We start from the raw sequence: 25,982 nt of genomic DNA, 5'->3' as shown, positions 1-25,982 counted from the left end.
AACTACGGAGCAGTAAGATTACAGACCAAATAGCATGGCCACACCCAAAATACCAAAAATGGCTCCCACTATGTAACTCAAAACCTTTTCATTTACCCTGTTGGCAAACCGTGCAGCAAACCTGCCTCCTATGACAGTGCCTAAACCACTTAGCACTGCTGCTTCCAGGGGAAGGTTACCCGTAAAAGCATGCCCAATGGCACCTGAAGCGGCAGTAAAAGCCATGATAAAGGTCGATGTACCGACGCCTTCATGCATGCTGTATTCCAGCACGAAAACCAAAATGAGCAGTATCATAACGCCGCCACCAGCCCCAAGTAAGCCGCTTATTATACCTACTAGGAAGCCCAGTATGAGACTGGACAATACCACGTTTTTCCTAAGAATTTTAAGAAGTTTATTAGGCTCGCGTTTTGCCTCCACTTGCTGTCCATTTACACCAATAACTGTACCCATGCCGCGCAGAGCGAATATAACAGCCGTGATTATGAGAAAAATTCCAAATGAGCCTCCTAAACTGCTTTCAGCAATATGTGGAGAAATGTAACTTCCGACTTGCGCACCCAAAACGGAGCCCACAGCAATCCACCAGCCCTGCCGTAAGTTCACATTGCCTGCTTGGTAGTAGGTCCAACTAACTACCAGAGAAGCTACCGTATCAGCAAACAAACTCGCCCCAATGGCGTCGGCTGCGCCGTAGCCCAGCATCACTAGCCCCGGGACAATAACCATCACCCCACTGGCTCCAATAAGACCAGTGACTACGCCTGCTATCAACCCAACCAGAACAATTAGAAGCTGCGTCACCATATCACCTCCACAAAGTCATCTTGCTCATGAGCCAACAGCAGTGTTTGGCAGCTTCATAGTGCTCACATCTGCCGTTCATGGTAAGTCTGTAAAAGAAGATACCCAAAGAAAGTACAAATTATAAGACCAACCAAGATACCCTTTCTAAACAAAGTACTTCTCTACCTTAAAGCGATCACGCCTAGCTCCTTTCAACGAATGGCTGACACAAAAAACGATTCGTATACATGAATGTTTAGAAGATGAGCATTTTGTGATCTCATTAGCTTATATAGTGCTATAATCCTCCATAAAGGGGGGTGATTGTGAAATGAGAGGCAAAACAAAGAAACTACTGGTATTGGTGCTTACTCTATCCCTTGTAGCCACATTCATAGCGCCTTTACCAGTAGCAAGAGGACAAGAAGAACCACCGGACGTCGTTTGGGTGGACGACGACTGGAAAGAAGCTGGAACAGGCTCCACAGTTCCGGTCATTGGCGGCACAGCAACGATCGGCGAGAATGCTACCGCTACCATTCAGGATGCAATCAACTTAGTCGCTGCAACGGGAACTGTTTACGTGAATACTGGTACTTATATCGAGAACCTAACCATCAGCAAACCAATAAACCTAATCGGCGTTGCAGATGAGAATGGAGAAAAACCAGTAATAACGACCGCAACTGATTCCACGAACTGGACTACCATAAAACTGAACAGCGGTGCCAGTGGAACAAGAATCGAAAACCTTAAACTTAAAGTCCCAGAAGGGCTTGCTCCAACCAATGGAAAATACTATCATAACATTGACATAAACGAGGGTGTTAGCGACATACAAATAATGAACTGTGACTTTGATGCAAATGGATTTCTTGTACCTACCGAGAACAATGAAAAATACAAATGGGGTGCACTTGCAATTTATGTTCCTGTAACCAACCCTCAAGCGGTTATTACCATAGATAATTGCACATTCACTAATGGATACTACGTCACCATAGGTGGCTACGCAAAAGAACTAACTGTTAGGAATTCATCAATTTCTGATGTAAAGAGTGGCATTAACTTCGAAAATGGCGGGAAATTAAGTATCATTGATACCGACATAGAAGTTGTTCCTAGAATCGTCTACGGCGACAGCTACGCAGTCCGTTTTGGTGTAAATGCTGGGACGGACCAAAGAAATGACATGCTCGATATTGAAGGCGGTAGTTTCATTGTTAATAACGAAAATAACTTATCGCCAGACAGTCAAACCGATTTCGCGGCAATAATTATAAGCCAGAATACAGAAGGCACCTTAAGAGTGGCCAACGCAAACATCAAAGGTGAAGTCGTCAATCGCTCCACCTCAACCCTCTACGCTTCCGGTAACTACTGGGGAACAGACGAAGGGCCATTCAGTGCGACACTTGCTGGACCAATTGTCATTTACGATTGGTATGCTGATGAACAAATGACGGACCTTGTGAGCCTTGACTCAGTAGCTACTAAGGTGCCAGCCCACGGCAGCACAGGCGTTGCCCTTAATGCAGAAGTAAAGTTGGTCTTCAACTACCCAGTGGAAATGGTGTCAGAACCTTCAATAACCATCGGCTCACTAAGTAACGTTTCTGCAAGTCTAGCGGATGATAAAAAGACTGTGGTGATAACTCATCCACCGTTTGCATACGGAACTTCATACACTGTGAACGTACCTGAAGGCACATTCTATGCCAAGATCGAAAAGGAAGAACCAGTCCCATTAACAGCGCTTAATGCTGTGGCTATCGACGGTCCAACGGTTTTCAACAGAGCGTTCAGCTGGAGCTTTACAACAGCAGCGCGACCTCTACCGCCACCACCTCCACCACCAGAGGAACCCACACCGCCCGGAGCTGAGGAACCATTACCCGACAGCGCAATCGAGGAAGCTATAAGTGAGGCCGAAGAAACGGGCGAAGTAGTCCTAAGTGCTCCAGAAGGAGAAGATACACTCGCTCTGACGTTAGACCAACTAGCTATCATAGGGGAAACAGAGAAACCAGTGGTTGTTAACATAGGAGAAGTTCAAATGGAATTGCCTGCCGCAGTTGTGTCTAATTTGGCCGAATTAACAGGTGCTCAGGTAGAAATAAAGGTTGCTGAATTATCCAGCACTGCTGCAGAGGAACTTCATGGACAAGCTACTAACGCCGATCAGTATAAACTAGCGGGTGCGATTTTTGAAATCACTATGGAACTTGTGAAGTCTGACGGAAGCCGCGAAGATATCACTGATTTAGGCGGAAATGTCAAAGTGTATGTGCCCGTTCCAAGCGATAAACAAGAGTTAGCTGCTGCTGGCTTGCTCACAGTTGCTAGGTTCAACGAGAACACAGAGGCATGGGAAGAAATCTCTTCCAGCTTCGACCAGGATACCAAGTGTATGGTCTTTGAAACTACGCACTTCAGTAAATACGCTGTATTAGAAAAAGTGCTAGATACTGCTGCTCCTACTGTGGTTAACACTGATCCAGTTAACAATGCCACAAATGTACCAATTGACAAAGTGATAAAGGTTACCTTCAATGAAGATGTGGTAAGTGCTACTAACTTTGATAAGATCACCTTAGCCGATGCAAAAGGCGCTACTGTTGCTGTGACTACCACACTTACTGCTAGTGTGCTCACCATTACACCTAGCGATCCATTGGCTTACTCCACTGAGTACACAGTTACCATACCGGCAGGTGCAGTCAAAGATACAGCTGATAATCCACTACCTAAAGACGTTTCATTTAGCTTCACCACCATGGCTGAACCTGACACGACCGCGCCTGAGGTGGAAAGCACAGACCCTGCAAACGGTGCAGTTGACGTTGCTCTGGACAAAGTGATAAAGGTTACCTTCAATGAAGACATAGTAGCCGGAGATGCATTCGCAGATATAGTACTTAAAAATGCAGAAGGAAAAGAGATAAGCACAAAAGTGGAAATCAGTGGTTCTGATCTAACCATTAGACCAAATGCCCGTCTTGAGTACTCCACCAAGTACACAGTTACCATACCAGCAGGGGCTGTAAAAGATGTAGCTGGTAATCCACTCAAGGAGGCTTACACGTTCAGCTTCACCACCGTTGGACTCCCCACACAGACTTTTGATGACATTCAAGGACACTGGGCACAGCATGATATAGAACTCATGGCCGGCTTGGGCATTGCAAAAGGTGTTGGCGACAACAAGTTCAACCCTGATGGTAGCGTCACCAGAGCGGAGTTTGTGGCTTTACTGGTACGGTCACTTGATGTACCGGTAGAACCCGTGAGCGAAACGTCCTTCAAAGACGTACCTCCTGACGCTTGGTTCGCTGCTGAAGTAGAAGCTGCACACAAGGTAGGCATTGCCATTGGCTTTGAAGATGGCACATTCAGGCCATACGCTCAGGTAACCAGAGAACAAATCGCAGCGTTTATCGTAAGAGCTATGAACTGGACTGTTGAAGAGGAAGAAGTAGATGCATTACTGTCAAGGTTTACTGACCAGGCCAAGATAAGCAGCTGGGCCAAAAAGGAAGTTGCGGCAGCAGTGCAGAAAGGCATTGTCCTAGGCAGACCTGATGGCACCTTCGATCCACAAGCCAACGCCACACGCGCAGAAGCAGTGGTCATGCTTAAACGTGTGCTTCAAGCAGCTGGCGTCATACCACCAAACGTGTAAAGTGTAAACTATACATTTAAGTTGCAGAAAGGGGCTCCCAGTAGAGGAGCCCCTTTTAATTTGCGCCGAAACTTCTGCAATAAAAAATGGCGCGCCTGGAGGGACTCGAACCCCCAACCTGCGGATCCGTAGTCCGCTGCTCTATCCAATTGAGCCACAGGCGCACCTAACAGTGACAATAATATTTTAACGCGTTTCTAACGTTTTCTGTACTGACGAGCCCTACGAGCTCCGTGCAGTCCGTATTTCTTACGTTCTTTCTCCCTGGGATCTCTGGTAAGCAGAGAGTAAACCAACTTGGTTTGCCTTAGTGGTTTACGCCACTCAGGATTCAATCTGACCAGTGCCCGGGCAATACCCAGTCTGATGGCATCTGCCTGACCGCTCTTGCCGCCGCCTTCTACGCGAGCGAAAACATCATACTGTCCCAGAGTACCAGTGGCTTCAAAAGGCTTCTCAACAACCTTTTCCAAGGTTACTCGGTGGAAGTACTCTTTGTAATCATGCCCGTTTACAAGGATGCGACCGGTCCCAGGCACCAATCTGACTCTGGCAACTGCCCTTTTTCTTCTACCTACTACCGGTGCTTGTGCTTGCATATTTCCCTCCTATCTCCTTTGCCCTTTTATGGCAGCTCAATCTTCTCAGGCTGCTGAGCCTGATGCGGATGTTCCGGTCCCGCATAAACCTTCAAGTGAGTGATCTGCCTGCGTCCCAAACTATTCTTGGGCAGCATGCCCTTCACTGATCTGTAAATGAGCTGCTCTGGCTTTTTCTGCCTTAGCTGCCAGGCTGGTGTAACTCGCTGGCCACCCAGATAACCAGAGTGGTCATAATACACTTTCTTGAGTTCTTTAGAGCCACTCAAAGCTACCTTCTCTGCATTGATCACAATAACGAAATCGCCACAATCCACGCCAGGTGTCCAGATGGGTTTGTGCTTGCCCATGAGGATACGTGCAATGCCAGCTGACAGCCTTCCTAGCGGCTTACCAGCAGCATCAACCACGTACCACTTTCTTTCTACCTGACCTGGTTTTGCCATTATGGTTTTCACGGTGTTTCCTCCTTCCATTAACCATCTTGTTACTTTTACTGCTGAAACAGCATATCAAATAGTACGTTCTTTACCAGACCATACCAATTTTACAATATACAATAATAACATGGATTTCTTAGTTGGCGGCTGTTTGCGAGACATCATATTGGGCAAACCGCCCAAAGATTATGATATCATAAGCGACGCACATGTGCCCTTTGAACCCAAGGTTGTTTTGGGAAAAGATGTCCTAACTTATCGCTACATCATAGGCGGCAAAATTGTCGATGTAAGCTCACAGCTTAACCTGCAAAAACGCGATTTTCCCATGAATGCCATGGCACTGGATTTCCAAGGAAACTACTATGACCCACGAGGTGGGTTAGAAGACCTTTTTAACAGACAGCTGTCCGTGGAGAAAGAAAGGCTGGAAGAAGACCCAATAAGGGTTTTAAGAGCTGCCAAGCTGTGCGCTGAACTTGGTCTAACACCTGTGGGAGACAAGGTGGACGGCCTTTTACTGCTAAGGCAAGTGAACGAAGGCCGACTTTACCAGGAATATCTAAAAATGATACTATCTCCAGAATGGCTAAAAGCCATAGAGATTCTTAAAGACTTTTTCCAGCTTCCATTAAAAGTACCTTCAACCAATTTGCCGCCCCTAGCACCCATTAGAACCTCAGCATGCGAAGCACACCACTACCCAGAGCTGTTTGGTTTACCTCCAAAACTGACAAACCTGTGCTGGGATTTGGAGCACATGGACCTTGCCGATCCACCTGCCTGCCTATGCACCCACGGTAAAAAAGCTGTTTGGGGTGCCTTGGTTCAAAGCAAACCTGAAGTTATACAGCTTTATAAGGCGTGGGCACTGTTTCGTCACAGAGCACCTAAAACACCCACTACAGAGAACCCCCACAAGCATTACTACGACCAATGCGTAGCATTTTTAAGAGAAAAGCAGGAGCTTGGTGACGCTTAGAAGCTTCATGATTTAAAATACTTAATATACGTTAAGTAAGTAAGCATACTGAAGAGTCCAAAGTTTTTTCTAACCATAGAAAGGATGGTGCAACAGCTCTATGTATATGTCTGGAGATGAAATACGCTCAGTTTACCTAAGTTTCTTTGAAGAGAAAGGTCATCTACGTTTGCCTTCGTCTTCCTTGCTGCCTGACGATCCCACTCTCATGTTCACCAGTGCTGGCATGGTGCAGTTTAAGCCTTATTTCTTAGGCCAGGCACAGCCTCCTGCCAAGCGCATAACCACAGTTCAAAAATGCCTCAGAACGGGTGATCTGGAAAACGTGGGTCACACTTCACGGCACCACACCTTTTTTGAAATGCTGGGAAACTTTTCCATTGGCGATTACTTCAAGAAAGAAGCCATTCTTTGGGCATGGGAGTTGGTTACTCAGCGTTTCAAACTTCCACCAGAGCGCCTTTGGGTAACCATTTACCAAGATGACGATGAATCCTTTGACATATGGCATAACTTGGTAGGACTTCCAGAAAACCGCATAGTCCGTATGGGAAAAGAAGAAAACTTCTGGGGGCCTCCTGGACCCACAGGTCCATGTGGACCTTGCAGTGAGATTCACTACGACATGGGTGAAGAGTGGCCTTGCGATGACCCTTCAAAAGGACCTGCAGCAGAGGGAGAACGGTTCCGCGAGTTCTGGAATTTGGTCTTTACCCAGTACTACCAAGACGAAAACGGCAACCTTTCTGATTTACCCAGAAAGAACATCGATACAGGGATGGGCCTTGAGCGCATGGCTGCCATCATGCAAGGAAAACCCACAAACTTTGAAACGGATCTTTTCCAGCCCATCATAGAAGCCATTGGGCAGCTAACGGGCAAGAAATACGAAGAAAACTTAGTCGCTTTTCGTGTTATTGCTGATCACATAAGAGCACTCACCTTTGCCATAACAGACGGCGCTGTTCCTTCCAATGAGGGCAGAGGTTATGTTATAAGACGCATTGCTCGCCGCTCAGTCAGGTACGGATTACAGCTTGGTAAAGAAGAACCGTTCCTGTACAACATCGTGCCCGTTGTCGTTGAACATTATAAGAACTGGTATCCAGAGCTCATCGGTGGCCAAGACCTTTCCATGAAACTCATCAAGCAGGAAGAAGAAGCGTTCCTGCGTACCTTGAGCAGTAGCCAGCGCTACCTAGATGAACTTGTCCAGCAAATGAAAAAGCAGGGCATCAAAGAAGTGCCTGCTGAAGAAGTGTTCAGACTTTACGATACCTACGGTTTGCCTTTGGACATCATCGACGATGTACTGCAGGAAAATAACCTTAGCACGGATAAAGAGAAGCTAAACCAGATTATCGAGCAGTACAAGGAGCAGTCCAGAGCTTCTTGGAAAGGCGGAGAAGCAGTTCTCACCGACACCATTTTTACTCGTCTTGTGGGGAACATAAAGACTGAGTTCACTGGGTATGACCAGTTGGAAGACAGCTCCACCATCATTGCAACGGTAAAGGACAATAGCCGAACAGAGCTTCACGAAGGCGATGAAGGTGCCATCATAGTGGAGCACACCCCCTTCTACGCTGAAAGTGGAGGACAGGAAGCAGACCACGGCATTATCACCACTGAAACAGGCACGTTCCGCGTAGATGATGTGCAGAAGGTCTTAGGCGGTAATGTGATTGTACATTACGGACAGGTAACTTCAGGTGTAATTAAAGAAGGACAGCAAGCCTTTTTGCAGGTGGACATAGAAAGGCGTAAAGCCATGCAAAGGGCACACACAGCCACTCACCTTTTGCATGCAGCTCTTAGGCGCGTGCTTGGAGATCACGTCAGACAGGGTGGTTCAAAAGTTGGACCAGATTGGTTCCGTTTTGACTTTAGTCACTTTGAAAGCATGTCCCCCGCCCAGATTCAAGAAGTGGAGCGTCTGGTTAACGAGCAAGTACTAGAAAACAAAGAGGTGAACATATTCTTCACCAGTCTGGATGAAGCGAAGAAGATGGGTGCCATGGCGCTCTTTGGGGAAAAATATGGTGAAACCGTCAGAGTAGTTGAAGTGCCCGACTGGTCCATGGAGCTTTGCGGTGGTACTCACGCAAAGCGAACAGGCGACATTGGTTTGTTCCATATCATAAGCGAATCAGCAAGCAGTCAAGGTATAAGAAGAATTGAAGCCATCACAGGGAAAAAGGCTCTGGAGCATTTGTGGAATTTAGAAAAGTTGGTTAAAGATGTAGCAGAGGAGCTGGATACGTCCAAAGACATGGTCGTGCAAAAACTACAAAAACTGAACCAGGACTTAAAAGAAAAGGACAAAGAAATCAAGCACCTTATTGAACGGGTACACACTGCTGAAGGAAAAGAACTCTTTACCAAAGCAGAGGAGATAAACGGCATTAAGTTCATAAATGCAGTGTTCCCACCCAGAGACCCCAGTGCGCTCATCATTGCTGTTGATGCCATGAGAAGTTTTAACAAACCTTTTGTGGCGGCTTTGGGAACCTTGAACAATGAAAAACCCGTCTTGGTCTTGGCAGCGTCACCTGATGTGGCCGAGAAGGTAAACCTCCGTGAAGTAGTGAACATGGCAGCTTCCTACATAGGAGGTAAAGGTGGCGGACGCCCCACACTGGTACAGGCGGGAGGCACTGATGCATCTCGCTTGTCCGTGGCAGTGCAGCAAGCCATCTACGAATGTAAAAGGAGGCTTGGTTTAGCATGAGTGTTAACGACTCCACACACATAAAGACTCGATTTGCTCCTTCACCTACTGGTTATTTGCACGTGGGAGGAGCCAGAACAGCTCTTTTTAACTACCTTTTTGCAAAAAAGTTTGGAGGAACGTTCTTGCTGCGCATCGAGGACACTGACCCTGAGCGCAGTAAACCCGAGTACTCTGAGCAAATACTGATTTCCATGAAATGGCTGGGCTTGGATTGGGACGAAGGACCTTACCACCAATCTGAACGCATGCACATTTACCAGCAGTACACCCAAAAACTTCTGGAGGAAGGCAAAGCTTATCGCTGCTTTTGTACCACCGAGGAGCTAGAGCAGATGCGAGAGCAGCAGCGTCAGCAAGGACTCCCAACACGTTACGATGGACGCTGCTCACGACTTACCCAAGAAGAGATTGAAGAGCGGCTCAACAAAGGCATGCCCTTTGCTGTTAGGCTGAAAGTACCGCAAGATAGAGGCATAATCGCATGGGACGACATGGTCAAAGGCCACATTGAGATTAACAGTAGTGAACTGGACGATTTCATCTTGGTGAGAAGTGATGGTACACCCACTTACAACTTCGCCGTGGTCATAGACGACCACACAATGGGTGTTACTCACGTGCTCAGAGGAGAAGATCACATACCCAACACCCCTAAGCAAATCCTTATTTATGAAGCACTGGGCTGGGAAACACCCGAGTTTGGACATGTCCCCATGATCTTGGGGAAGGACAAAACCAAACTTTCCAAGAGGCACGGTGCCGTGGGCGTGGAAGCATATCGCGACGAAGGGTTCCTACCTGAAGCGCTGTTTAACTTCCTCGCCTTGCTGGGTGCGTCCTATGACCCAGACAGAGAAGTCTACACTAAACAAGAACTCATTGATCTTTTCGACCCAAAAAAGATTGGCTTGCACCCAGCGGTATTTGACCCCGATAAGCTCTACTACATAAACCGCGAACACATGAAAATGCTTCCTCCAGAAGAACTTCTGGACCGCATAAGGCCCTTTGCGGAAGCGAAAGGATTCCAGATTGAACCTTACCACCTGAGGCTAATTCCACTCTTGGTAGAGCGTATGCGCACCTTGAAAGACTTTGTTGAACTGGCTGACTACATCTTCACTGATGATTTCACAGTGGATGAAAAAGCACAGGAGCTTTTGGCAAAGGATTTGCCACTGGGAGGTTTGGCTGAGCAGCTTGACGCTACGGTGTGGGACGCAGATCACATCGAAGCTGTGCTGAGGCAGTATGCTCAGGACAAAGGTATAAAACCACGCGACTACTTCCCATTTATCAGAGCAGTAATCAGCGGTAAATCCGTGGGACCTTCCCTATTCCACCTCATGGAAGCCATGCCCAAAGACATGGTTCTAAGGAGGCTACGTAAGAGCTAACTTTTTTAGCAATTTACAAAGCGAAGCACCAGCCTTACAGTTTATAAAATAGGCCCCAATGGTCTTTTTTAGTACATAATGAAAGATGCAGAAGGATTTATATGTAATGGGAGGTGGTGGCGCCAATGATAAAAAGTGCCACGCAAGATAAGCAAAACAAGAGCTTTAGAGTAATCAAGAGCATACTGACTCTTCTGCTTCTAGTAGCGCTCTGCTTGCCAGTAGGTACGTTCGGGATAGAATCAAACACCTCAACACGTCCGCAAATGTCAGTGGCAGCGCTGTCAAGTGAAAGTATGATTGTGAACAATGATACTGCAACCACGGCAAAGAACACACCTGTAACGATTGATGTTTTAGCGAATGATAGTGACTTGGAAGGCGGTATGCTGTGGTTGGCCAGCGTTTCCACACCGTCCCATGGAACTGTCGCCATTAACAGCGATTTTAGTATTACCTATACCCCCGAACAAGATTGGATAGGTACTGACAAGTTTACCTACACAGTGGTTAAATCCACTGGAGAGGCAGGTTATGGCGAAGTTACTGTGGTGGTGATTGAGAACAATCCTCCAGTAGCCATGGAAGACAAAATACTGACTCGTATCGGTCAGGAAGTAGTTTTTAGCCCCACAGCGAATGACCTAGATCCTGAAAATGACGATTTCTACATAATAGAAATCAGTCAACCCAATAACGGCTATGTCCAACTTTTGACACCCACAACAGTGTCATATACACCCTACCCCTGGTATAAGGGCACTGACTCATTCACATATACCGTACGGGACACAATGGGTGCCACCAGCATGTCCACAGTGACCATTTACGTCAGTAGCGAAGGAAACATGTTCGCAGCTGTTGCAGATGCTTTCAAAACCATGGAAGAAACCACCACTGTGGTGAACCCGCTTCAAAATGACATTTTGGCTGAAGGTCAACAAATAAGCATTAGCGTTGTTGAACCACCGCAACATGGCATCATCAGTTTTCTAGAAGATCAGCGCATTTCCTACACGCCCACCACAAATTGGTATGGCATAGACGAGTTCTCTTACAGATTAATCGATAGCATGGGCCGCCACGAAACTGCCACAGTTCTAGTCCAGGTCTTGCCGGTGCAGGACCCACCAGTAGCAATTAAAGATCAAGTTGTTACAACAAGAAACACAGAGGTCGTAATCAGTCCGCTTTCTAACGACTACGATCCAGATGGAGACCACATCTTACTTAATGGGTTTTTCCAACCCGCTAACGGAACTGCACAAGATCTAGGAGACGGCCGTGTTCTCTATACTCCTAAAAGCGACTGGATTGGTTTTGACTCCTTCATCTACATCATCTCAGATGGTAACGGTCATACTGCTATTGGCACCGTTTACATAGAAGTAACAGAGCAAAATCATTCTCCTGTGGCAGTGAATGATCGGGTTAGCACACCGAAAAACACTCCAATTACGGTACCAGTCTTGGACAATGATTACGATCCAGACGGCGATCAACTAGTGGTAGAAGAAGTAGGTTCGCCGCGTTACGGATCTGCCATCATCGATGCTGACAATAATATTGAGTACGTACCGCCGCTGGACTGGGCAGGAGAGGATAGCTTCCTTTATACCATAAGCGATGGTCAAGGGGGTAAAAGTGTTGGCGTAGTAACTATTACTGTTATAGAAGAAACAAAGGTACTTCCTCCTGTCGCCTCAGATGATTCTGCAGCAACTGATCAAAACATTCCCGTGGATATCAGAGTTTTAGCAAATGACACAGATCCTAATGGATTACATCTGACCATTTATGGTGCAAGTAAACCATCCCATGGAACCATTGTCATATTAGCTGAAGAAGGTATCATACGTTATAGTCCGGAGAACAACTGGTTTGGAACAGATACTTTCACCTATACGGTGGTAAACGCAGAGGGCCTAACAAGCCAAGCCCGGGTCACGGTTACCGTTAGAGGAGTGCAACAAGAGGTAAACCGCAATCCCGTTGCCAAGAACGACACGGCAACCACTGGTAAGAACAACGCCATCAAGATTTATGTCTTGGCAAACGACTATGACACTGATGGGGACCGTCTAAACATTGGTTCGGTAACACAGCCTCAGAATGGAAAAGTAACGATCAATTCTGATAGGACAGTTACCTACACTCCTAACAAAGACTTTAGTGGTACTGACACTTTCACTTACACTGTCATTGATGGAAAGGGAGGAAAATCCGTTGGTACAGTGACAGTTCAAGTAATTGCACCAAACTCTGCACCCACAGCCAACAACGATACGGCATACACAAGAATCAATACAGCTGTAAAAATAAACGTTTTAGCCAACGATAAGGACCCTGACGGTGACGCTTTGACAGTAGAAATAACTTTGAAACCGAAGAACGGTTCAGCCCGCGTCAATACGGACAACTCGGTTACCTACACCCCAAACAAAGGATTCTATGGAACAGACAGCTTTACGTACACAGTACAAGATGGTAAAGGAGGAAAAGCCACAGCTGTTGTAACAATAACCGTTACAAACCCTACCACATCAAAGAAAAACGTGGTAATAACATTAAGAGTAGGAACCACAAAATATTACGTGGGTGAGCAACCTAAGTACCTTGACTCTCAACCCATAATCAAAGGTGGACGTACTTTGCTCCCCATACGTTTCATTGTAGAAGCCATGGGAGGTTCAGTAGCCTGGTATCCGCAGGATCGTCGAGTCGTCGTTCAACTGGGTTCAGACATGATCGAACTCTGGATAGGCAAGAACAAAGCTCGAGTTAATGGAAAAGAACAAGCCATTGACCCCAACAATCCACAAGTCGTCCCAGAAATTGTAAATTCACGAACCATGGTTCCGTTAAGGTTTGTTGCAGAGAAACTCGGAGCTGAAGTGGGTTGGTTCGACAAAACTAAACATATCGTCGTTATTTACGGGCCATACAAAACAGCTTTGTTTCGATTGGGCAACTCAGAATACTTGGCAAATTCAAACATGTTGAACAGCAGAATACCGCCCATGATGAAAAACAATAAAGTTTTCTTTGATCCTCAGCCCGTTATTGAACATTTTGGAGGTAGCTTTACGTGGAACTCTGCAAGCAGAACACTCACGATAAGATTAGGATCTAGGTCACTAACTCACACTGTTGGTACTAATTACGCCGTCGTTAATGGAGCAAGAACCTCTTTAGATTCCTCGAACTCCCAAGTAGCATCCATGGTAGTTAACCAGCGACCGCTTCTACCTGCAGATTTTGTTGCAAGATCCATGAATATTGGTTTCGTCTGGGACTCCATGACGCAAACACTGTTCATGTTTTACAAGAAGTAAATAGAGAAAGGTGCATTTGCAAAGATGACAAAACGCATTGTCAGGCTAACCGCGTCTGCGTGTACTCTTGCACTTCTAATGTGCTTGGTCCTTTTGACGCCCCCTCCCTTAGTAGCTGCAGCTACCTTGCCAGCTAAAGCGCAGCTAAATGTTCCTTACATGAGCCAGCACTACAACATACCCATTGGGTTTAGCCCTTCTCGAGCATGCGGCATAACTTCTGCTGCCATGCTATTTGCCTATTATGGAAGAATTGCACCTTTTACTATAACTGGCGCAGACGGGAATCCCACAGACTACGGTTGGTACATGACGCGAGCATACCGCTACAAATCACCCTACCATGATGTAATGTGGAAGTACTTTGCTAATCAAGAGCACCGGCCAGGGCTGCAAGGCTGGGGAGCTTGGGGCTTCATTTGGCGTAACGGCACCGACAAAACCATAGCTGATGTCATACCGTTCTTGAATGCTCATGACATTTCCGCGCAGTTTATAAGGCAGCCTTCAGAAAGCTATGCCAAAAAACTTGTAATGCAGGAGATAGCCGCTGGTAGGCCCCTCATGGCAAACACTGAAATCATAGGGGGACACTACGTAGTCATCTATGGCTACGATAATACTGGCGAGCAGTTCAAGTATTTGGTAAATGACCCATGGAATGGCCGTAAAACCTACACCTACGAGGAGCTCATGGTTTCCCAAATGTACCGCGGGCTTATTCTTACAGCGCCAGCTAACGGTTTTACAGCAAGAGTGCCCTACTCGCCAGGAATGGGCGCAGCTAAGAGCTACGTAAAGCCCTTAAGGAGCAGCGCTGCTGCACCTTCCACCTTGTACACATATCAGCTGCCTCTGGTGGTGCCAGAAAAGGTCACACCCACAGTCATGGTTTATATCGATGGCAAACCACATAAAATGCAGCCTGTGGAAGGTACTACTTACACTGGCACATACCAGTACAAAACTACCTTAGAAGCAGGGAACCATAACTACTACTTCGTTGTTACTACGCCCCGCTACACAGTTTGGTTTCCGCCCGATTCAGGTGTTTGGGGACAAAGCCAAGCGCTCTTGCAGTTCAACGGACCTTTCATAGAGGGTGCAAAACAAACTACAGCTACTACCTTAGAGCTTCAAATTATGAATGATAAGTACCTAATCAACGGTGTGCCGAGTTTCATGGACATGCCGCCCATCATAAAAAGTGGTAGAACGCTTTTGCCCATAAGTCATGTGGTTAAAGCGCTCGGAGGAAGCACTGTTTGGGACAAAGAAAAACAAAAAGTTACCATAACCATGGAAGGAACTAAAAGTGCTACCACTGTGGAGCTTTGGATTGGTAAAAACTACGCCATGGTGAATGGTGTTAAAAAACCCATTGACCTTGGCAGCACTAACGTGGTGCCCATCATCGTAAACAGCCGCACCATGGTTCCTTTGCGCTTTGTAGTAGAAACCTTGGGTGCTGCCGTAACGTGGAATGACTCGGCAAAAGTAATTACCATCACATATCAAAAACAATAAAGCGCTCACACGCACAACACAAATGGGCTTCGCAGGAACTGTTTTCTTGGGAAGCCCATACTTTTCACATTTATGGGAGGAGGAGTTGGTTAATTTGCTATTTCTTGTAAATCTGGTTAGCTACTTCTTGCTCCTTGGCTTTTAAGAAGTCCTCATCAGCCAAGTAGTAGTGCCTGATGGGCCTCATAGACTCATCAAGCTCGTAAACCAGCGGAATACCCGTGGGAATATTCGTCTTCGCAATTTCTTCACCGCTCATCTTATCCAAATACTTCACAATGGCACGCATACTGTTACCGTGAGCGGAAATGAGTACCTTTTTGCCCTCTTTTATGGCAGGTACGATCATGTCAGCCCAATAAGGGACCACACGCGCTTCGGTATCCTTCAAAGACTCGCAAAGTGGTAGTTCGTCTTCAGGAACAAGCGCATAACGTGGATCATTGCCAGGCCACCTTGGGTCTGTCTTTTCCAGTGGTGGCGGTGGTACATCATAAGAACGCCTCCACAGGAGTACCTGCTGCTCACCATATCTTTCGGTCATTTCTGCTTTATTCAAGCCCTGCAGAGCACCATAATGGCGCTCATTCAGTCTCCAATGCTTGTACACAGGGATCCAATCCAGATTCATCTGTTCAAGCACCAAATTCAACGTTTTAATGGCACGTTTCAGTACGGAAGTAAATGCAACATCAAAGGTGTAACCTTCTTCTTTTAGTTTCTTACCAGCCCAAATGGCTTCTTCTACACCTCTATCAGAAAGGTCCACATCAGTCCAACCAGTGAACAAATTCAGCTTATTCCATTCGCTTTCCCCGTGCCTTATCATGACAACTTTATACATGCCAAATCTCACCTCTAAACTTATTTATAGCACCCCAAAAAGTTAATGCTATTTAAATAATTGTGAAACAGTTCATTGCTTATGTCCACTACGCAGCCACTCCTCCACCTTTTCAGCACTCCATGTGTTTATCACATGATCAGGATCTGCCCAGCCGCGCTGAGCTTGAATCACTCCAAGTTCCATGTTGACTAGTTCCTCTGCATCGTGAGAGTCAGTGCCCAAGGCAACAGGCATGTGGTACTGGGTTACCGCAGTGAGCACACCCACATCATCGATGTCCAAGCGCATGGGCGTGCAGTTGAGTTCAGGTACCACGTCATATTTATTGCAGAGCTGCAGCACCTCAGAGGAAGTTACATTTAAACCACCACGTCTGCCAAGTATTCTGCCTGTGGGATGCGCCACAATGTGCGGTTTAGCTTCCTTAAAGGTCTTCTCGTAGCGATCCAGTATTTTTTCTTTCTCTTGATTTAGAGCCGTGTGTATAGCGGCAATGAGCACCTCCACCCTGTCATCCGTGAAGAGGAAAGTACCATCTGCCTTTATGTTCCCTTCCAAGCCCACAAAGATTCTTATGCCCACCTTTTTTTCTGCCTCTTTAATGGCTGCTATGTAATCGGGTAGGTCTTCGGGTTTTAAGCCGCCAACAACCCCTAAGCCAGTGGCGTGGTCGCTAATAACCAGCCATTCATATCCCATTTCCTTTGCCTTCCTTGCCATGGTTTCCACCGTGTCGGTACCATCGGAAAAAGTACTGTGCACGTGTAAATCACCTTTTATATCCTTCATCTCCACTAAACGCGGCAGTTTGCCTGTCATGGCAAGTTCAATTTCCCCTCTATCTTCCCTCATAGTAGGCGGAATCCAAGGCAAGCCTAAGGCATTGTAAATTTCTTCCTCAGTGCGCCCTGCTACCTTTTCATCGGTGTCCATCTTAAAGAGCCCGTATTCGTTGAGCTTGTAACCTTTCTTTATGGCAAGCTCTCGCAGTTTTATGTTGTGCGCCTTAGAACCCGTGAAGTACTGCAAAGCTGCGCCCCACGACTCCACTGGCACTGCTCTTAAATCCACCTGCAAACCACCAGTAAAAACAGAAGCCTTGGTATCACCTTTGGCGAGCACCTGAGCAACACCGGGCATCTTCACAAAAGCCTCCATCACAGGAATGGGGTCATCAGTTGCCACTAGCACGTCACAATCCCCAATATCCGCTCTGCCCCTTCTTAAACTGCCTGCTGGTGCGATGTCCACGAACTTAGCATGACCTTTGAGATATGTAATCACGTTATGAACAATGGGCAGAGCCAAGTACAGCGGTATTCTACCGCTCAGCTGCCTGTACATCTGTATCCCATCTAAGAGCTTCTTTTCCATTTTTGCGCCAAAGCCACGCAGCCCTTGAAGTTTATGCTCCACCAAAGCCCTTTCCAACTCCTCAATGCTTTGAATACCAGCCTCCGTGTAAAGGCGCCAAGCCAAACGCGGCCCAATGCCTGGCACTTCCATCATCTCGAAAAGCCCCTTAGGGATATCTTTGGATATTTCCTCCAAGTAAGAACTTTTCCCCGTCTTTAGGTATTCTTCAATTTTCGCAGCTATGCTTTCTCCAATACCTGGAACATTGGTAAGCTCACCACGCTTCCAAATATCCTCAATGGGCTCAGCAAGGTTTTCCACTCTTGTAGCCGCTTCCTCATAAGCCCTTATCCTAAAGGTGCTGTCCCCCTTTATTTCCAGTATCTTGGCAATCTGCCTAAGCAGATTAGCCACTTCTTGGTTAGTCATGCCCCTGATGACCTCCTATTGTTCCTGCGCTTTTTAGCCGCAGCTTCATCAAAAAAGTGTGCATTTCCATGCTTACAAGTTAATGTTAACACTCATCATTGCTCATAGCAGAACGGAACGCAGGTCGATGCTATAATATTTTCATGGCGGAAAAAACATTAGTTATTTACAAACCTGATGCGGTGCGTAGAAACATAATCGGCGAGATAACCACCCTTTTCCAAGACCGCGGACTTAAAATGGTTGGTGCAAAGCTGGGCTGGTACTCAAGAGAATTCTGGGAAGAGTTTTACGCTGAGCACAAAGGTAAGGATTTCTTCGAGCGTTTGGTTAACTACATGTCCAGCGGCCCCATTTTCATAACTGTTTGGTCAGGAGATGACGCTGTCAGAGTGGGTAGGCAGCTGGCTGGTGCAACAGACCCACTACAGGCAGACCCAGGGAGCATCCGTGGACGCTACGGTCTTCCCATGCCCATGAACACAGTGCACTGCTCAGATTCTTTAGAATCTGCCGAGCGTGAAATAAGCCTGTTCTTCAAGACGACGAAATTTTTGAATGGTAATAAAACGTCTTTTACTTTGCTATGTCATTGAACGCTCGGAGCGCACTCTCAACCGCTTCGCTCATGTTGTAGTACTTGAATTCCCCTACTCTGCCTAAGGGAATCACATGGTATTCTCTGGCTAAATCAGCATACTTAAGCCAAGTCGCTTTGCTTTCTTTTGTTAGCACTGGGTAGTAGCGTTCGTCATTCTCGGTTGTGTATTCCTTGGGGTACTCAAAACAAATGGTAGTGCGTTTTACATCCACAGGGTGAATGTGCTTGAATTCAATGATGCGTGTGAAATCGTAGTTGTTGGGGTAGTGCACCGTGGCAGCTCCTTGGTAGTACTCCACATCATGGGTTTCAAAGCAAAAGTCCAAGCTTCTAAAAGGAAGCCGTCCAAACCTGTAGCCAAATAGCTCATCAAGAGAGCCTGTGTAAATTATGGTGCCGTCGTATTTCTTTCCCATTATGTAAATACCGTCTGCCTTGACCTCTGCAAGTTCCAAAAAGTCCGTATTCAGCATAAGCTTTATATTCTTGTGGGACAGCATCTGCTGAACCATCTGAGTATAGCCCTGCCTTGGCACTCCTTGAAACCGCGCTGTGTAGTAGCGGTCATCCTTCCCTACCAGCACCGGCACATTAATGGTTGCTTCAGGTTCCATTTCCTCAGGCCTTCTGCCCCACTGTTTCAGCGTGTAGTGAATAAACACCTTTTCGTAAACGTACTCACCTAAAAACCGTAAATCCTCGTCATCGCTCTGGATAAGCTTTGTCACATGCACCTTTGTATTTAAACCGTAAGCGTTTAGCAACTTTTCTTTTAATTTGGAGGCAAGTTCAGCCGAAAACACCATGTCCATGGAGTTGAAGTTAAAGGGCAGCGGTACCATTTTACCGTCTACCCAAGCTAAAACCCTGTGCTGGTAGTAGTGCCAATCAGTGAACTGAGAAAGGTACGACCAAACCACTTCGTTTTCTGTGCGGAACAAATGGCCCCCATACCTGTGCACCAATATGCCGTTCTCATCTTTGCTATCAAAGCATGTTCCAGCTATGTGTGGCTTGCGGTCCAACACCAAAACCTTCTCATTGAGCTGTGAAGCAATGCGCTCAGCAACCACCGCCCCCGACAACCCTGCACCCACCACAATGTATTTGAACATCTACAGCTTCACCTCCAAAAAACCTAAAAAATACTCCATTATTAAAACAGTCCCCGAAATGGGAATTACAAGCCTATTAAATCCATTGTAACCCAAAAGAGTCTGCTGCAGGTTCGAGTAAGGCTTTTTGCAGTTGGTCTATCATTTCGGGAACCGATTAGTATCTAGTTCTCTCGGAAATTTCACCAGGCTTACCTTCTCTACCCTTGCATTGCCTGTTCCACAACATCGAGAGCGCGTGCCACAACATCGTCCATATCATAATATTTGTACTCTGCTAGCCTACCAACCAGTATTATTTGTTTATATTGCTGTAAAAACTCGGCATACTTTTCGTATCTTCCGCGACTTTCCTTGTTAAACACTGGGTAAAATGGATCGTTCTCTCCGTGCACATGTTCCAATGGATACTCCTTAAGGATGACAGTATCCTTGCTTTCACTTGGTTGAATGTGCTTGAACTCAGTAATCCTAGTGAAGTCGTACTGATTCGGATAATTTACTTGAGCCACATCCTGGAAATATTCAACGTTTATTCTCTCAAATTGCAACTTAAAGCTTCTGTAAGGTAGAAGCCCAAAAACGAAACCGGCCAATTCATCCACCTTACCTGTATAGTAAACGCTGCCCCTAAACTCTTGCCCCATAATATAGACTTTCCCTTCCTGTAGGTGAGCAATATCCATGAAATTAGTGCCAAGCATAACTTTTATTCTCTTGTTGGAAAGCATGTTCGTAATCATCTGCGTATAACCCTCCCGTGGTACAGCCTGGTACCGATCTTGAAAATACCTTGAGTCATAATTTAGTACAACAGGTATCCGCCCAACCACGTCTGCATCCATTTGTTCTGGTTTGAAACCCCACTGCTTCAAGCTGTACTGCTCAAACACATTTTTATAATAAAGTTCGCCAATAGTTCTAAATCTTCATCATGCTTGCTTCTCAAATCTAGAATGTTGATCTTCCTATCAGAACCAAATATGTCTAATAACTTACTTTCTATGCGCTCAGCAAGTGCTGGAGGGAAAAGAGCCTCAAGAGAAACGAAGTTGAATGGTACCGGAACTTTTTCGCCGTGAATGACAACAAGTGCACGATGTTCGTACATGTCCCAATCAGTAAAATGTGATAGATAGGTCCAGACTTTTGAATTGTCGGTGTGAAATAAGTGAGGACCGTACATGTGTAAGCGTATCCCAGATTTGCCAAGTTTATCGTAGCAATGCCAAGCAACGTTAAATCTGCTCTCTATTGCTAACACGTTTTGGGAGTATTTATTAGCAAGTTGTTCAGCTATAGTCGCACCAGCTAATCCTGCACTTACTACTATACAATTAATCAAATGTCTCACTTCCTTGTGGCATCATTACACCAAATTGTCACATTAACCCACAATAACATTGTCGAAACAATGGCAACCAAGGCTTTCACGTATTATAAGTTAACCCACAGTATTCCCGTCCGGAATTCCTTGCACAGCCACAAATTTAGCTAATGAGCTGGGGAGAACACCGACAAGTAAAAACCAAATAAAGCTCAGAACTCTCTTTGAGAAACTAGTAAAAAACGGATACACTAAAGAATCTAGAGCACCACAAAAGCCGGTTCTAACCCGTGAGACATATGGTATTCCGTTTTCCTTTGAAAGAATCGCATTGACCAACTTTAGCCTTTTTTCGTCTAATCCGCTCGAAACTATGCCTTTTGCAAACCTGCAAAACCTTTCATGAAGGTACCTACGGACTTTGTCATTTTGTTCTAAAACAACACTTATTTTTGCAGATTTCTTTCCAACTGCATTTCCCCCATGTAAGCGATACAAACCAAGAACATCTGGTAAAGAAATTATCTCCCCGTAAAAAACAGCTGCCGCAATTAATGGATAATCCGCGCAAATGCGCCATTCCTCTTCTGGCAAAGGCATTGCAATTTCCAAGAAATCACGCGGGTACAAATTTCCACTCTGTGGGCTTAAACCAAAGTAAAACCACCTTTTCGCAATGTGTTGCACGTTCCCGTTAAGCAGATGAGCATTCAGAGGTGGAAAAAACAGTTCTATAGAGCTGCCTTGCCCGTCAATCGCCTCTAAACGCCACTGCACTTTGCTAACGCCAGGGTGCCATGTTTTAACGGCTACTTCGATAGCTTCGGGCTTAAGCACATCGTCAGAATCCAAAAACACTACCAAGTCACCACTTGACACTTCAAACCCCGCATTCATGGCTGACGCCTGCCCACCATTCTCTTTTAGCACTGCCTTTACAAGCCCAGCAGAGGCATATCTACTAATGATTTCCCTGGAATTGTCAGTAGAACCGTCATCAACGACTATGACTTCAATGTTAGGATAGGTCTGATTCAAAGCGCTTTCTATAGCATCCTGGATGAATCTTCCATAGTTATAGTTGTCAATTATAATGCTTACAAGAGGTAAACTATTCTTTTCATTATTGACCACAGGATTCACCCCTAAAAACGCAGACATTCTCTAAAGTACTGTATTGTTGTGATAAGCCCTTCTTTTAGTTTTACCGTTGGTTCCCAGCCAAGAGTTTGCCTTGCTAATGTTATGTCAGGCTTCCTTCGTTTTGGATCATCTTGCGGAAGAGGCCTAAACTCAATTTCGCTTTTGCTACATGTAAGCTCAAGCACAAGTTTCGCTACCTCCAAGACAGTAACTTCTTCAGGATTGCCCAAGTTAACAGGACCTGAAAACGACTCATCAGTCTGCATCATGCTCATTATACCTTCAATAAGATCGTCAATATAGCAAAAACTGCGTGTCTGACTACCATCACCATATACTGTGAGTGGTTCATTTTTCAGAGCTTGCGCAATAAAGTTTGATACAACCCTACCATCCTCAGGATCCATCCGTGGTCCATACGTATTGAAAATCCTGATCACCTTTATCTTTGTCCCGAATTGTCGGCCATAGTCAAAGAATAACGTCTCTGCACATCGCTTCCCCTCGTCGTAACAGGATCGAGGGCCAATCGGGTTCACATTACCCCAGTAAGTTTCTGGCTGCGGCGAGATAGCGGGATCTCCATAAACTTCCGAGGTTGATGCCTGCATTATCTTGGCTCCAGTGTTAGTAGCCAATTCTAAAAGGTTTAGTGCTCCCAACACAGACGTCTTCAAAGTATGGACCGGATCTTTTTGGTAACGTGGTGGGCTAGCTGGACAAGCAAAATTGAAGATTTCGTCAACCCGGAGCTCGATTGGCTCTATAACATCCTGTTGAATAAAGTGAAACAAGGGATTTTCTTTGAACGTCTCAATGTTACGTATACTTCCAGTCTCAAGGTTATCCATGCAAAAAACTTCATTACCTTCATTTAGAAGACGTTCACATAGATGACTACCTATAAATCCTGCGCCACCAGTCACCAATACTCTTTTCATCTTCCCACTCCTTTATAAAAAAAACCAAGCCCTTCAAGAAGTTCTTTGTCCAAACAGTTCCTCCCGTCAAATATCAACTTCTGGCGAACAATTCTAGCCATGCGCTCAAAGTTCAGCTTACTCCAATGAGGCCATTCAGTAGTGATGAGAACACAATCCACATCTTCCAATGCTTTGTACACGTCTTCTTCGTAAATCACCTTGTCAGACTCAGGGAGTACCTTCCTTGCATTTTCAATGGCTATTGGATCAGTAGCCTTTACAACGGCACCTTTCTTGACTAAACGGTCGACAAGCTCCATGGCAGGCGAGTCCCGCACGTCATCAGTATTAGGCTTAAAGGAAAGCCCCAGTACAGCCACAGTCTTTCCTTGTAAGTCGCCCAGTGTAGATTCAACGTTCTTAACAAAATAATCTTTCATGTTATCGTTTACTTTGACAGCCGCCCTGACAATGGACAATTCGGAACCATGCTTCTCACTGGTTCTTATTAGAGCTGACGTGTCTTTTGGAAAACAGCTTCCTCCCCAACCTATTCCAGCGTTTAAGAAACTGCGACCAATCCGTGAATCTGTGCCCATACCCAGAGCAACATCTCTTACGTTTGCTCCTACTTTCTCACACAACATTGCGATTTCGTTAATGTAGCTAATCTTCAAAGCAAGAAAAGCATTAGACGCGTACTTCACCAGTTCGGCACTCTTAGGCGTAGTAACGATAAAGTATGGCAAATCCTTTTCAGTGCCGTCGGTAATAAAATCCGGTTTCACAAAGGAGCGCTGTAGTATGGGACCATATGCTTCTCTTAATACACCTACAGCGTCGCGATCTCTTGCGCCGACCACAATTCTGTCTGGATACAGCGTGTCATATACGGCATGGCCTTCCCTCAAGAACTCAGGATTGGAAACAAATTGCACTCTATGGCCGGCTAAAATTAATCCGAACTTCTCCGCCAACATGTCATTAGTTCCTACGGGAACAGTCGATTTTATCGCCACGACTGCCTGAGCACTCCTATCTAAGTAACTTATAACCTCTTCAACAGCAGCATGCAAGAAGGTTAGGTCAGCGTCTCCGTCATCTTTCGGAGGAGTACCAACCGCAATAACAATTAACTCACTGCCATTTAGTAAAGCCCTATTAACCTTATTTGAAAACGTTATACGACTTCTCGATTTTTGTAGAAGATCATCTAATCCTGGCTCATATATTGGCAATTTCCCCAGCTCAAGTGCACTGAACCTTGCATGGTCTTTCTCTACAATGTCCACATCATGACCAACGTATGAAAAACAAATACCAGTAGTTAAACCTACATAGCCCCCGCCAATCACTGTAATTTTCATTGCACCATTTCACCCTTCCCACTCATAAGTCTGACTCAGCTTTCTATTATACGCAATGTAGCTTTAGAAGCCAACTGCATTGTATGAATCAGATAAAACCATGTTACCGCTTCCTATACTGAATAGCGACTCTCGTTTGGCGTGTGGAAAGAAAAGTTCATGACAAACTTCAATTCATTTGACGTAGAATTAAATTAGGCATATGAAAACGATTCATGATCCGTTGCTCAACTTAAGGCAGTTTCACATCGCTCTTTTTCTGCCAAATCTTGGCGGTGGCGGAGCAGAAAGAGTCTTTGCTAACCTGGGAAATGCATTTGTTGAAAAAGGAATGGTTGTCGATTTTGTTCTAGGAAAAGCTGAAGGTCCGAACCTATCACAAATTGACCGCAGGATCAACGTGGTGGATTTAGGTACAAATACCGTCTATGGCTGGCTAAGGCCAATGAAAAGCTACCTAAAGGAACGACACCCTGAACTTGTTCTTTCAGCGTTGCATCATGCCAATCTAACCGCACTGTGGGCCAATATGTTAAGCGGTAAAAAAACAAGAATTATTGTCAGCGTACATGGGACAATGAGTCACGACATCGGAAAGTCTAAAAAGAAACTTGCAAAAGCAATCCCCTTGTTAGTTAGGGCTTTCTATCCTAAGGCAGACAAAATTATCTGTGTATCAAACGGGGTCGCTCAAGAGCTCATTAACAAATACCATCTGCCAAAAAACAAAGTACAGGTTATTTACAATCCTGTAGTCACTGAAGACATGTTCAAGAAGGCTGAAGAGCCACTTGACCATCCTTGGTTCCAGCCAGGACAACCACCAGTCATTTTAGGAGTTGGGAGACTTACAGCAGCAAAAGATTTTGAAACACTGATCAAGGCTTTTGCTTTGGTTAGGAAGAAAACTGAGGCAAGACTTATGATCTTAGGAGAAGGATCTGAGAGAGCCAAGCTTGAGCAACTTGTTAAGCAGCTCGGCTTACAAAATGACGTTTGTATGCCTGGATTTGTAGACAACCCATACAAATACATGAAACATAGTTCAGTTTTCGTACTCTCATCAAGATGGGAAGGATTGCCAACAGTTCTCATTGAAGCACTTGCATTAGGTTTGCCAGTTGTCTCTACAGATTGCCCGAGCGGACCTGCAGAAATACTTGAAGGAGGCAAATGGGGAAAGTTAGTACCAGTAGGAAGTCCTGAAGCTTTAGCCAACGCTATCTTGGAGGCACTAAATGATGAAAGAGGCAAAGGTGCGGAAAGAGCAAAAGAGTTTTCTCTAGATAGAATTGTTGATCAGTATGTGGCATTGATAAAAGAATTGGAGCAGTGAAGAGATGCTAAAGCTGTGAACGGATTTTTCACGATGAAGTTCAGTAAGCAAGG

General features: G+C 45.6%; 19 protein-coding genes and 1 tRNA gene. 8 read left to right on the top strand and 12 right to left on the bottom strand.

Annotated features, from left to right (window positions below; all coding sequences use genetic code 11):
• Positions 1-18: 18 nt before the first annotated feature.
• Positions 19-810 carry a sulfite exporter TauE/SafE family protein gene (locus COPRO5265_RS02070; protein ID WP_041735589.1) on the bottom strand — a complete coding sequence of 264 codons (792 nt, stop codon included), beginning with the start codon at positions 808-810 and terminating at the stop codon, positions 19-21.
• Positions 811-1,120: 310 nt separating this feature from the next.
• On the opposite strand from COPRO5265_RS02070, the gene COPRO5265_RS07345 reads away from it, so the two are divergent.
• Positions 1,121-4,471, top strand: coding sequence for an Ig-like domain-containing protein (locus COPRO5265_RS07345; protein ID WP_012543989.1), 3,351 nt, complete (start codon positions 1,121-1,123; stop codon positions 4,469-4,471).
• An 87-nt stretch (positions 4,472-4,558) separates the two neighbouring features.
• On the opposite strand, the gene COPRO5265_RS02060 is transcribed toward COPRO5265_RS07345, so the two are convergent.
• From COPRO5265_RS02060 to rplM, 3 genes are all read right to left on the bottom strand, one after another.
• Positions 4,559-4,635: transfer RNA gene (locus COPRO5265_RS02060), tRNA-Arg, on the bottom strand.
• Positions 4,636-4,668: 33 nt separating this feature from the next.
• Positions 4,669-5,070 carry a 30S ribosomal protein S9 gene (gene rpsI / locus COPRO5265_RS02055; protein ID WP_012544724.1) on the bottom strand — a complete coding sequence of 134 codons (402 nt, stop codon included), beginning with the start codon at positions 5,068-5,070 and terminating at the stop codon, positions 4,669-4,671.
• Positions 5,071-5,096: 26 nt separating this feature from the next.
• Positions 5,097-5,546 carry a 50S ribosomal protein L13 gene (gene rplM / locus COPRO5265_RS02050; protein ID WP_083760214.1) on the bottom strand — a complete coding sequence of 150 codons (450 nt, stop codon included), beginning with the start codon at positions 5,544-5,546 and terminating at the stop codon, positions 5,097-5,099.
• Positions 5,547-5,637: 91 nt separating this feature from the next.
• Between rplM and COPRO5265_RS02045 the strand changes: the two genes are divergently transcribed.
• The 5 genes from COPRO5265_RS02045 (at position 5,638) to COPRO5265_RS07340 (ending at position 15,485) form a co-directional block, all read left to right on the top strand.
• On the top strand, positions 5,638-6,492 hold the full coding sequence (locus COPRO5265_RS02045) for a tRNA nucleotidyltransferase/poly(A) polymerase family protein (protein ID WP_143708084.1): 855 nt from the start codon (positions 5,638-5,640) through the stop codon (positions 6,490-6,492).
• Positions 6,493-6,592: 100 nt separating this feature from the next.
• A complete protein-coding gene (alaS, locus tag COPRO5265_RS02040) occupies positions 6,593-9,223 on the top strand; it encodes an alanine--tRNA ligase (protein WP_012544372.1) in 2,631 nt (876 codons plus the stop codon).
• Positions 9,220-10,623, top strand: coding sequence for a glutamate--tRNA ligase (gltX, locus tag COPRO5265_RS02035; protein WP_012543552.1), 1,404 nt, complete (start codon positions 9,220-9,222; stop codon positions 10,621-10,623). The genes alaS and gltX overlap by 4 nt, the downstream gene beginning before the upstream one ends.
• A gap of 125 nt (positions 10,624-10,748) precedes the next feature.
• On the top strand, positions 10,749-13,958 hold the full coding sequence (locus tag COPRO5265_RS02030; RefSeq protein WP_012544760.1) for an Ig-like domain-containing protein: 3,210 nt from the start codon (positions 10,749-10,751) through the stop codon (positions 13,956-13,958).
• A 78-nt stretch (positions 13,959-14,036) separates the two neighbouring features.
• A complete protein-coding gene (locus COPRO5265_RS07340; RefSeq protein ID WP_143708083.1) occupies positions 14,037-15,485 on the top strand; it encodes a stalk domain-containing protein in 1,449 nt (482 codons plus the stop codon).
• A 97-nt stretch (positions 15,486-15,582) separates the two neighbouring features.
• On the opposite strand, the gene gpmA is transcribed toward COPRO5265_RS07340, so the two are convergent.
• Together gpmA and polX are read right to left on the bottom strand one after the other, a co-directional pair.
• On the bottom strand, positions 15,583-16,329 hold the full coding sequence (gpmA, locus tag COPRO5265_RS02020) for a 2,3-diphosphoglycerate-dependent phosphoglycerate mutase (RefSeq protein WP_012544390.1): 747 nt from the start codon (positions 16,327-16,329) through the stop codon (positions 15,583-15,585).
• Positions 16,330-16,401: 72 nt separating this feature from the next.
• Complete coding sequence (gene polX, locus COPRO5265_RS02015) at positions 16,402-18,117, bottom strand: DNA polymerase/3'-5' exonuclease PolX (RefSeq protein WP_012543713.1); 1,716 nt, start codon at positions 18,115-18,117, stop codon at positions 16,402-16,404.
• Positions 18,118-18,260: 143 nt separating this feature from the next.
• Here polX and ndk point away from each other — a divergent pair, with 143 nt between their 5' ends.
• Positions 18,261-18,713, top strand: a complete 453-nt coding sequence (ndk, locus tag COPRO5265_RS02010; protein ID WP_041735586.1) for a nucleoside-diphosphate kinase — start codon at positions 18,261-18,263, stop codon at positions 18,711-18,713.
• On the opposite strand, the gene glf is transcribed toward ndk, so the two are convergent.
• From glf to COPRO5265_RS01985, 6 genes are all read right to left on the bottom strand, one after another.
• Positions 18,694-19,833 carry a UDP-galactopyranose mutase gene (gene glf, locus COPRO5265_RS02005; RefSeq protein WP_012544253.1) on the bottom strand — a complete coding sequence of 380 codons (1,140 nt, stop codon included), beginning with the start codon at positions 19,831-19,833 and terminating at the stop codon, positions 18,694-18,696. The two genes, ndk and glf, sit on opposite strands and share 20 nt — an antisense overlap.
• Positions 19,834-20,033: 200 nt before the next feature.
• Positions 20,034-20,726, bottom strand: coding sequence for a UDP-galactopyranose mutase (locus tag COPRO5265_RS07575; protein ID WP_201763831.1), 693 nt, complete (start codon positions 20,724-20,726; stop codon positions 20,034-20,036).
• Positions 20,705-21,178, bottom strand: coding sequence for an NAD(P)-binding protein (locus tag COPRO5265_RS07570; RefSeq protein ID WP_201763830.1), 474 nt, complete (start codon positions 21,176-21,178; stop codon positions 20,705-20,707). Before COPRO5265_RS07570 ends, COPRO5265_RS07575 begins: the two co-directional genes overlap by 22 nt.
• Before the next feature lie 99 nt (positions 21,179-21,277).
• Positions 21,278-22,321, bottom strand: coding sequence for a glycosyltransferase family 2 protein (locus COPRO5265_RS07335; protein ID WP_012544755.1), 1,044 nt, complete (start codon positions 22,319-22,321; stop codon positions 21,278-21,280).
• A complete protein-coding gene (locus COPRO5265_RS01990) occupies positions 22,306-23,244 on the bottom strand; it encodes a UDP-glucuronic acid decarboxylase family protein (RefSeq protein ID WP_012543573.1) in 939 nt (312 codons plus the stop codon). Before COPRO5265_RS01990 ends, COPRO5265_RS07335 begins: the two co-directional genes overlap by 16 nt.
• Entirely contained in the window at positions 23,241-24,593 is a 1,353-nt protein-coding gene (locus COPRO5265_RS01985; RefSeq protein ID WP_012544453.1) for a UDP-glucose dehydrogenase family protein, read from the bottom strand. Before COPRO5265_RS01985 ends, COPRO5265_RS01990 begins: the two co-directional genes overlap by 4 nt.
• Before the next feature lie 202 nt (positions 24,594-24,795).
• On the opposite strand from COPRO5265_RS01985, the gene COPRO5265_RS01980 reads away from it, so the two are divergent.
• Entirely contained in the window at positions 24,796-25,929 is a 1,134-nt protein-coding gene (locus COPRO5265_RS01980) for a glycosyltransferase (protein ID WP_012543625.1), read from the top strand.
• The last annotated feature ends 53 nt before the right edge of the window (positions 25,930-25,982 follow it).

Origin of the sequence: Coprothermobacter proteolyticus DSM 5265, from assembly GCF_000020945.1 — a bacterium.
In the GTDB taxonomy this organism is placed as follows: Bacteria; Coprothermobacterota; Coprothermobacteria; order Coprothermobacterales; family Coprothermobacteraceae; genus Coprothermobacter; species Coprothermobacter proteolyticus.
Note: the sequence above shows the minus strand (reverse complement) of the source record. Positions and strands in the feature narration are given on the sequence as shown.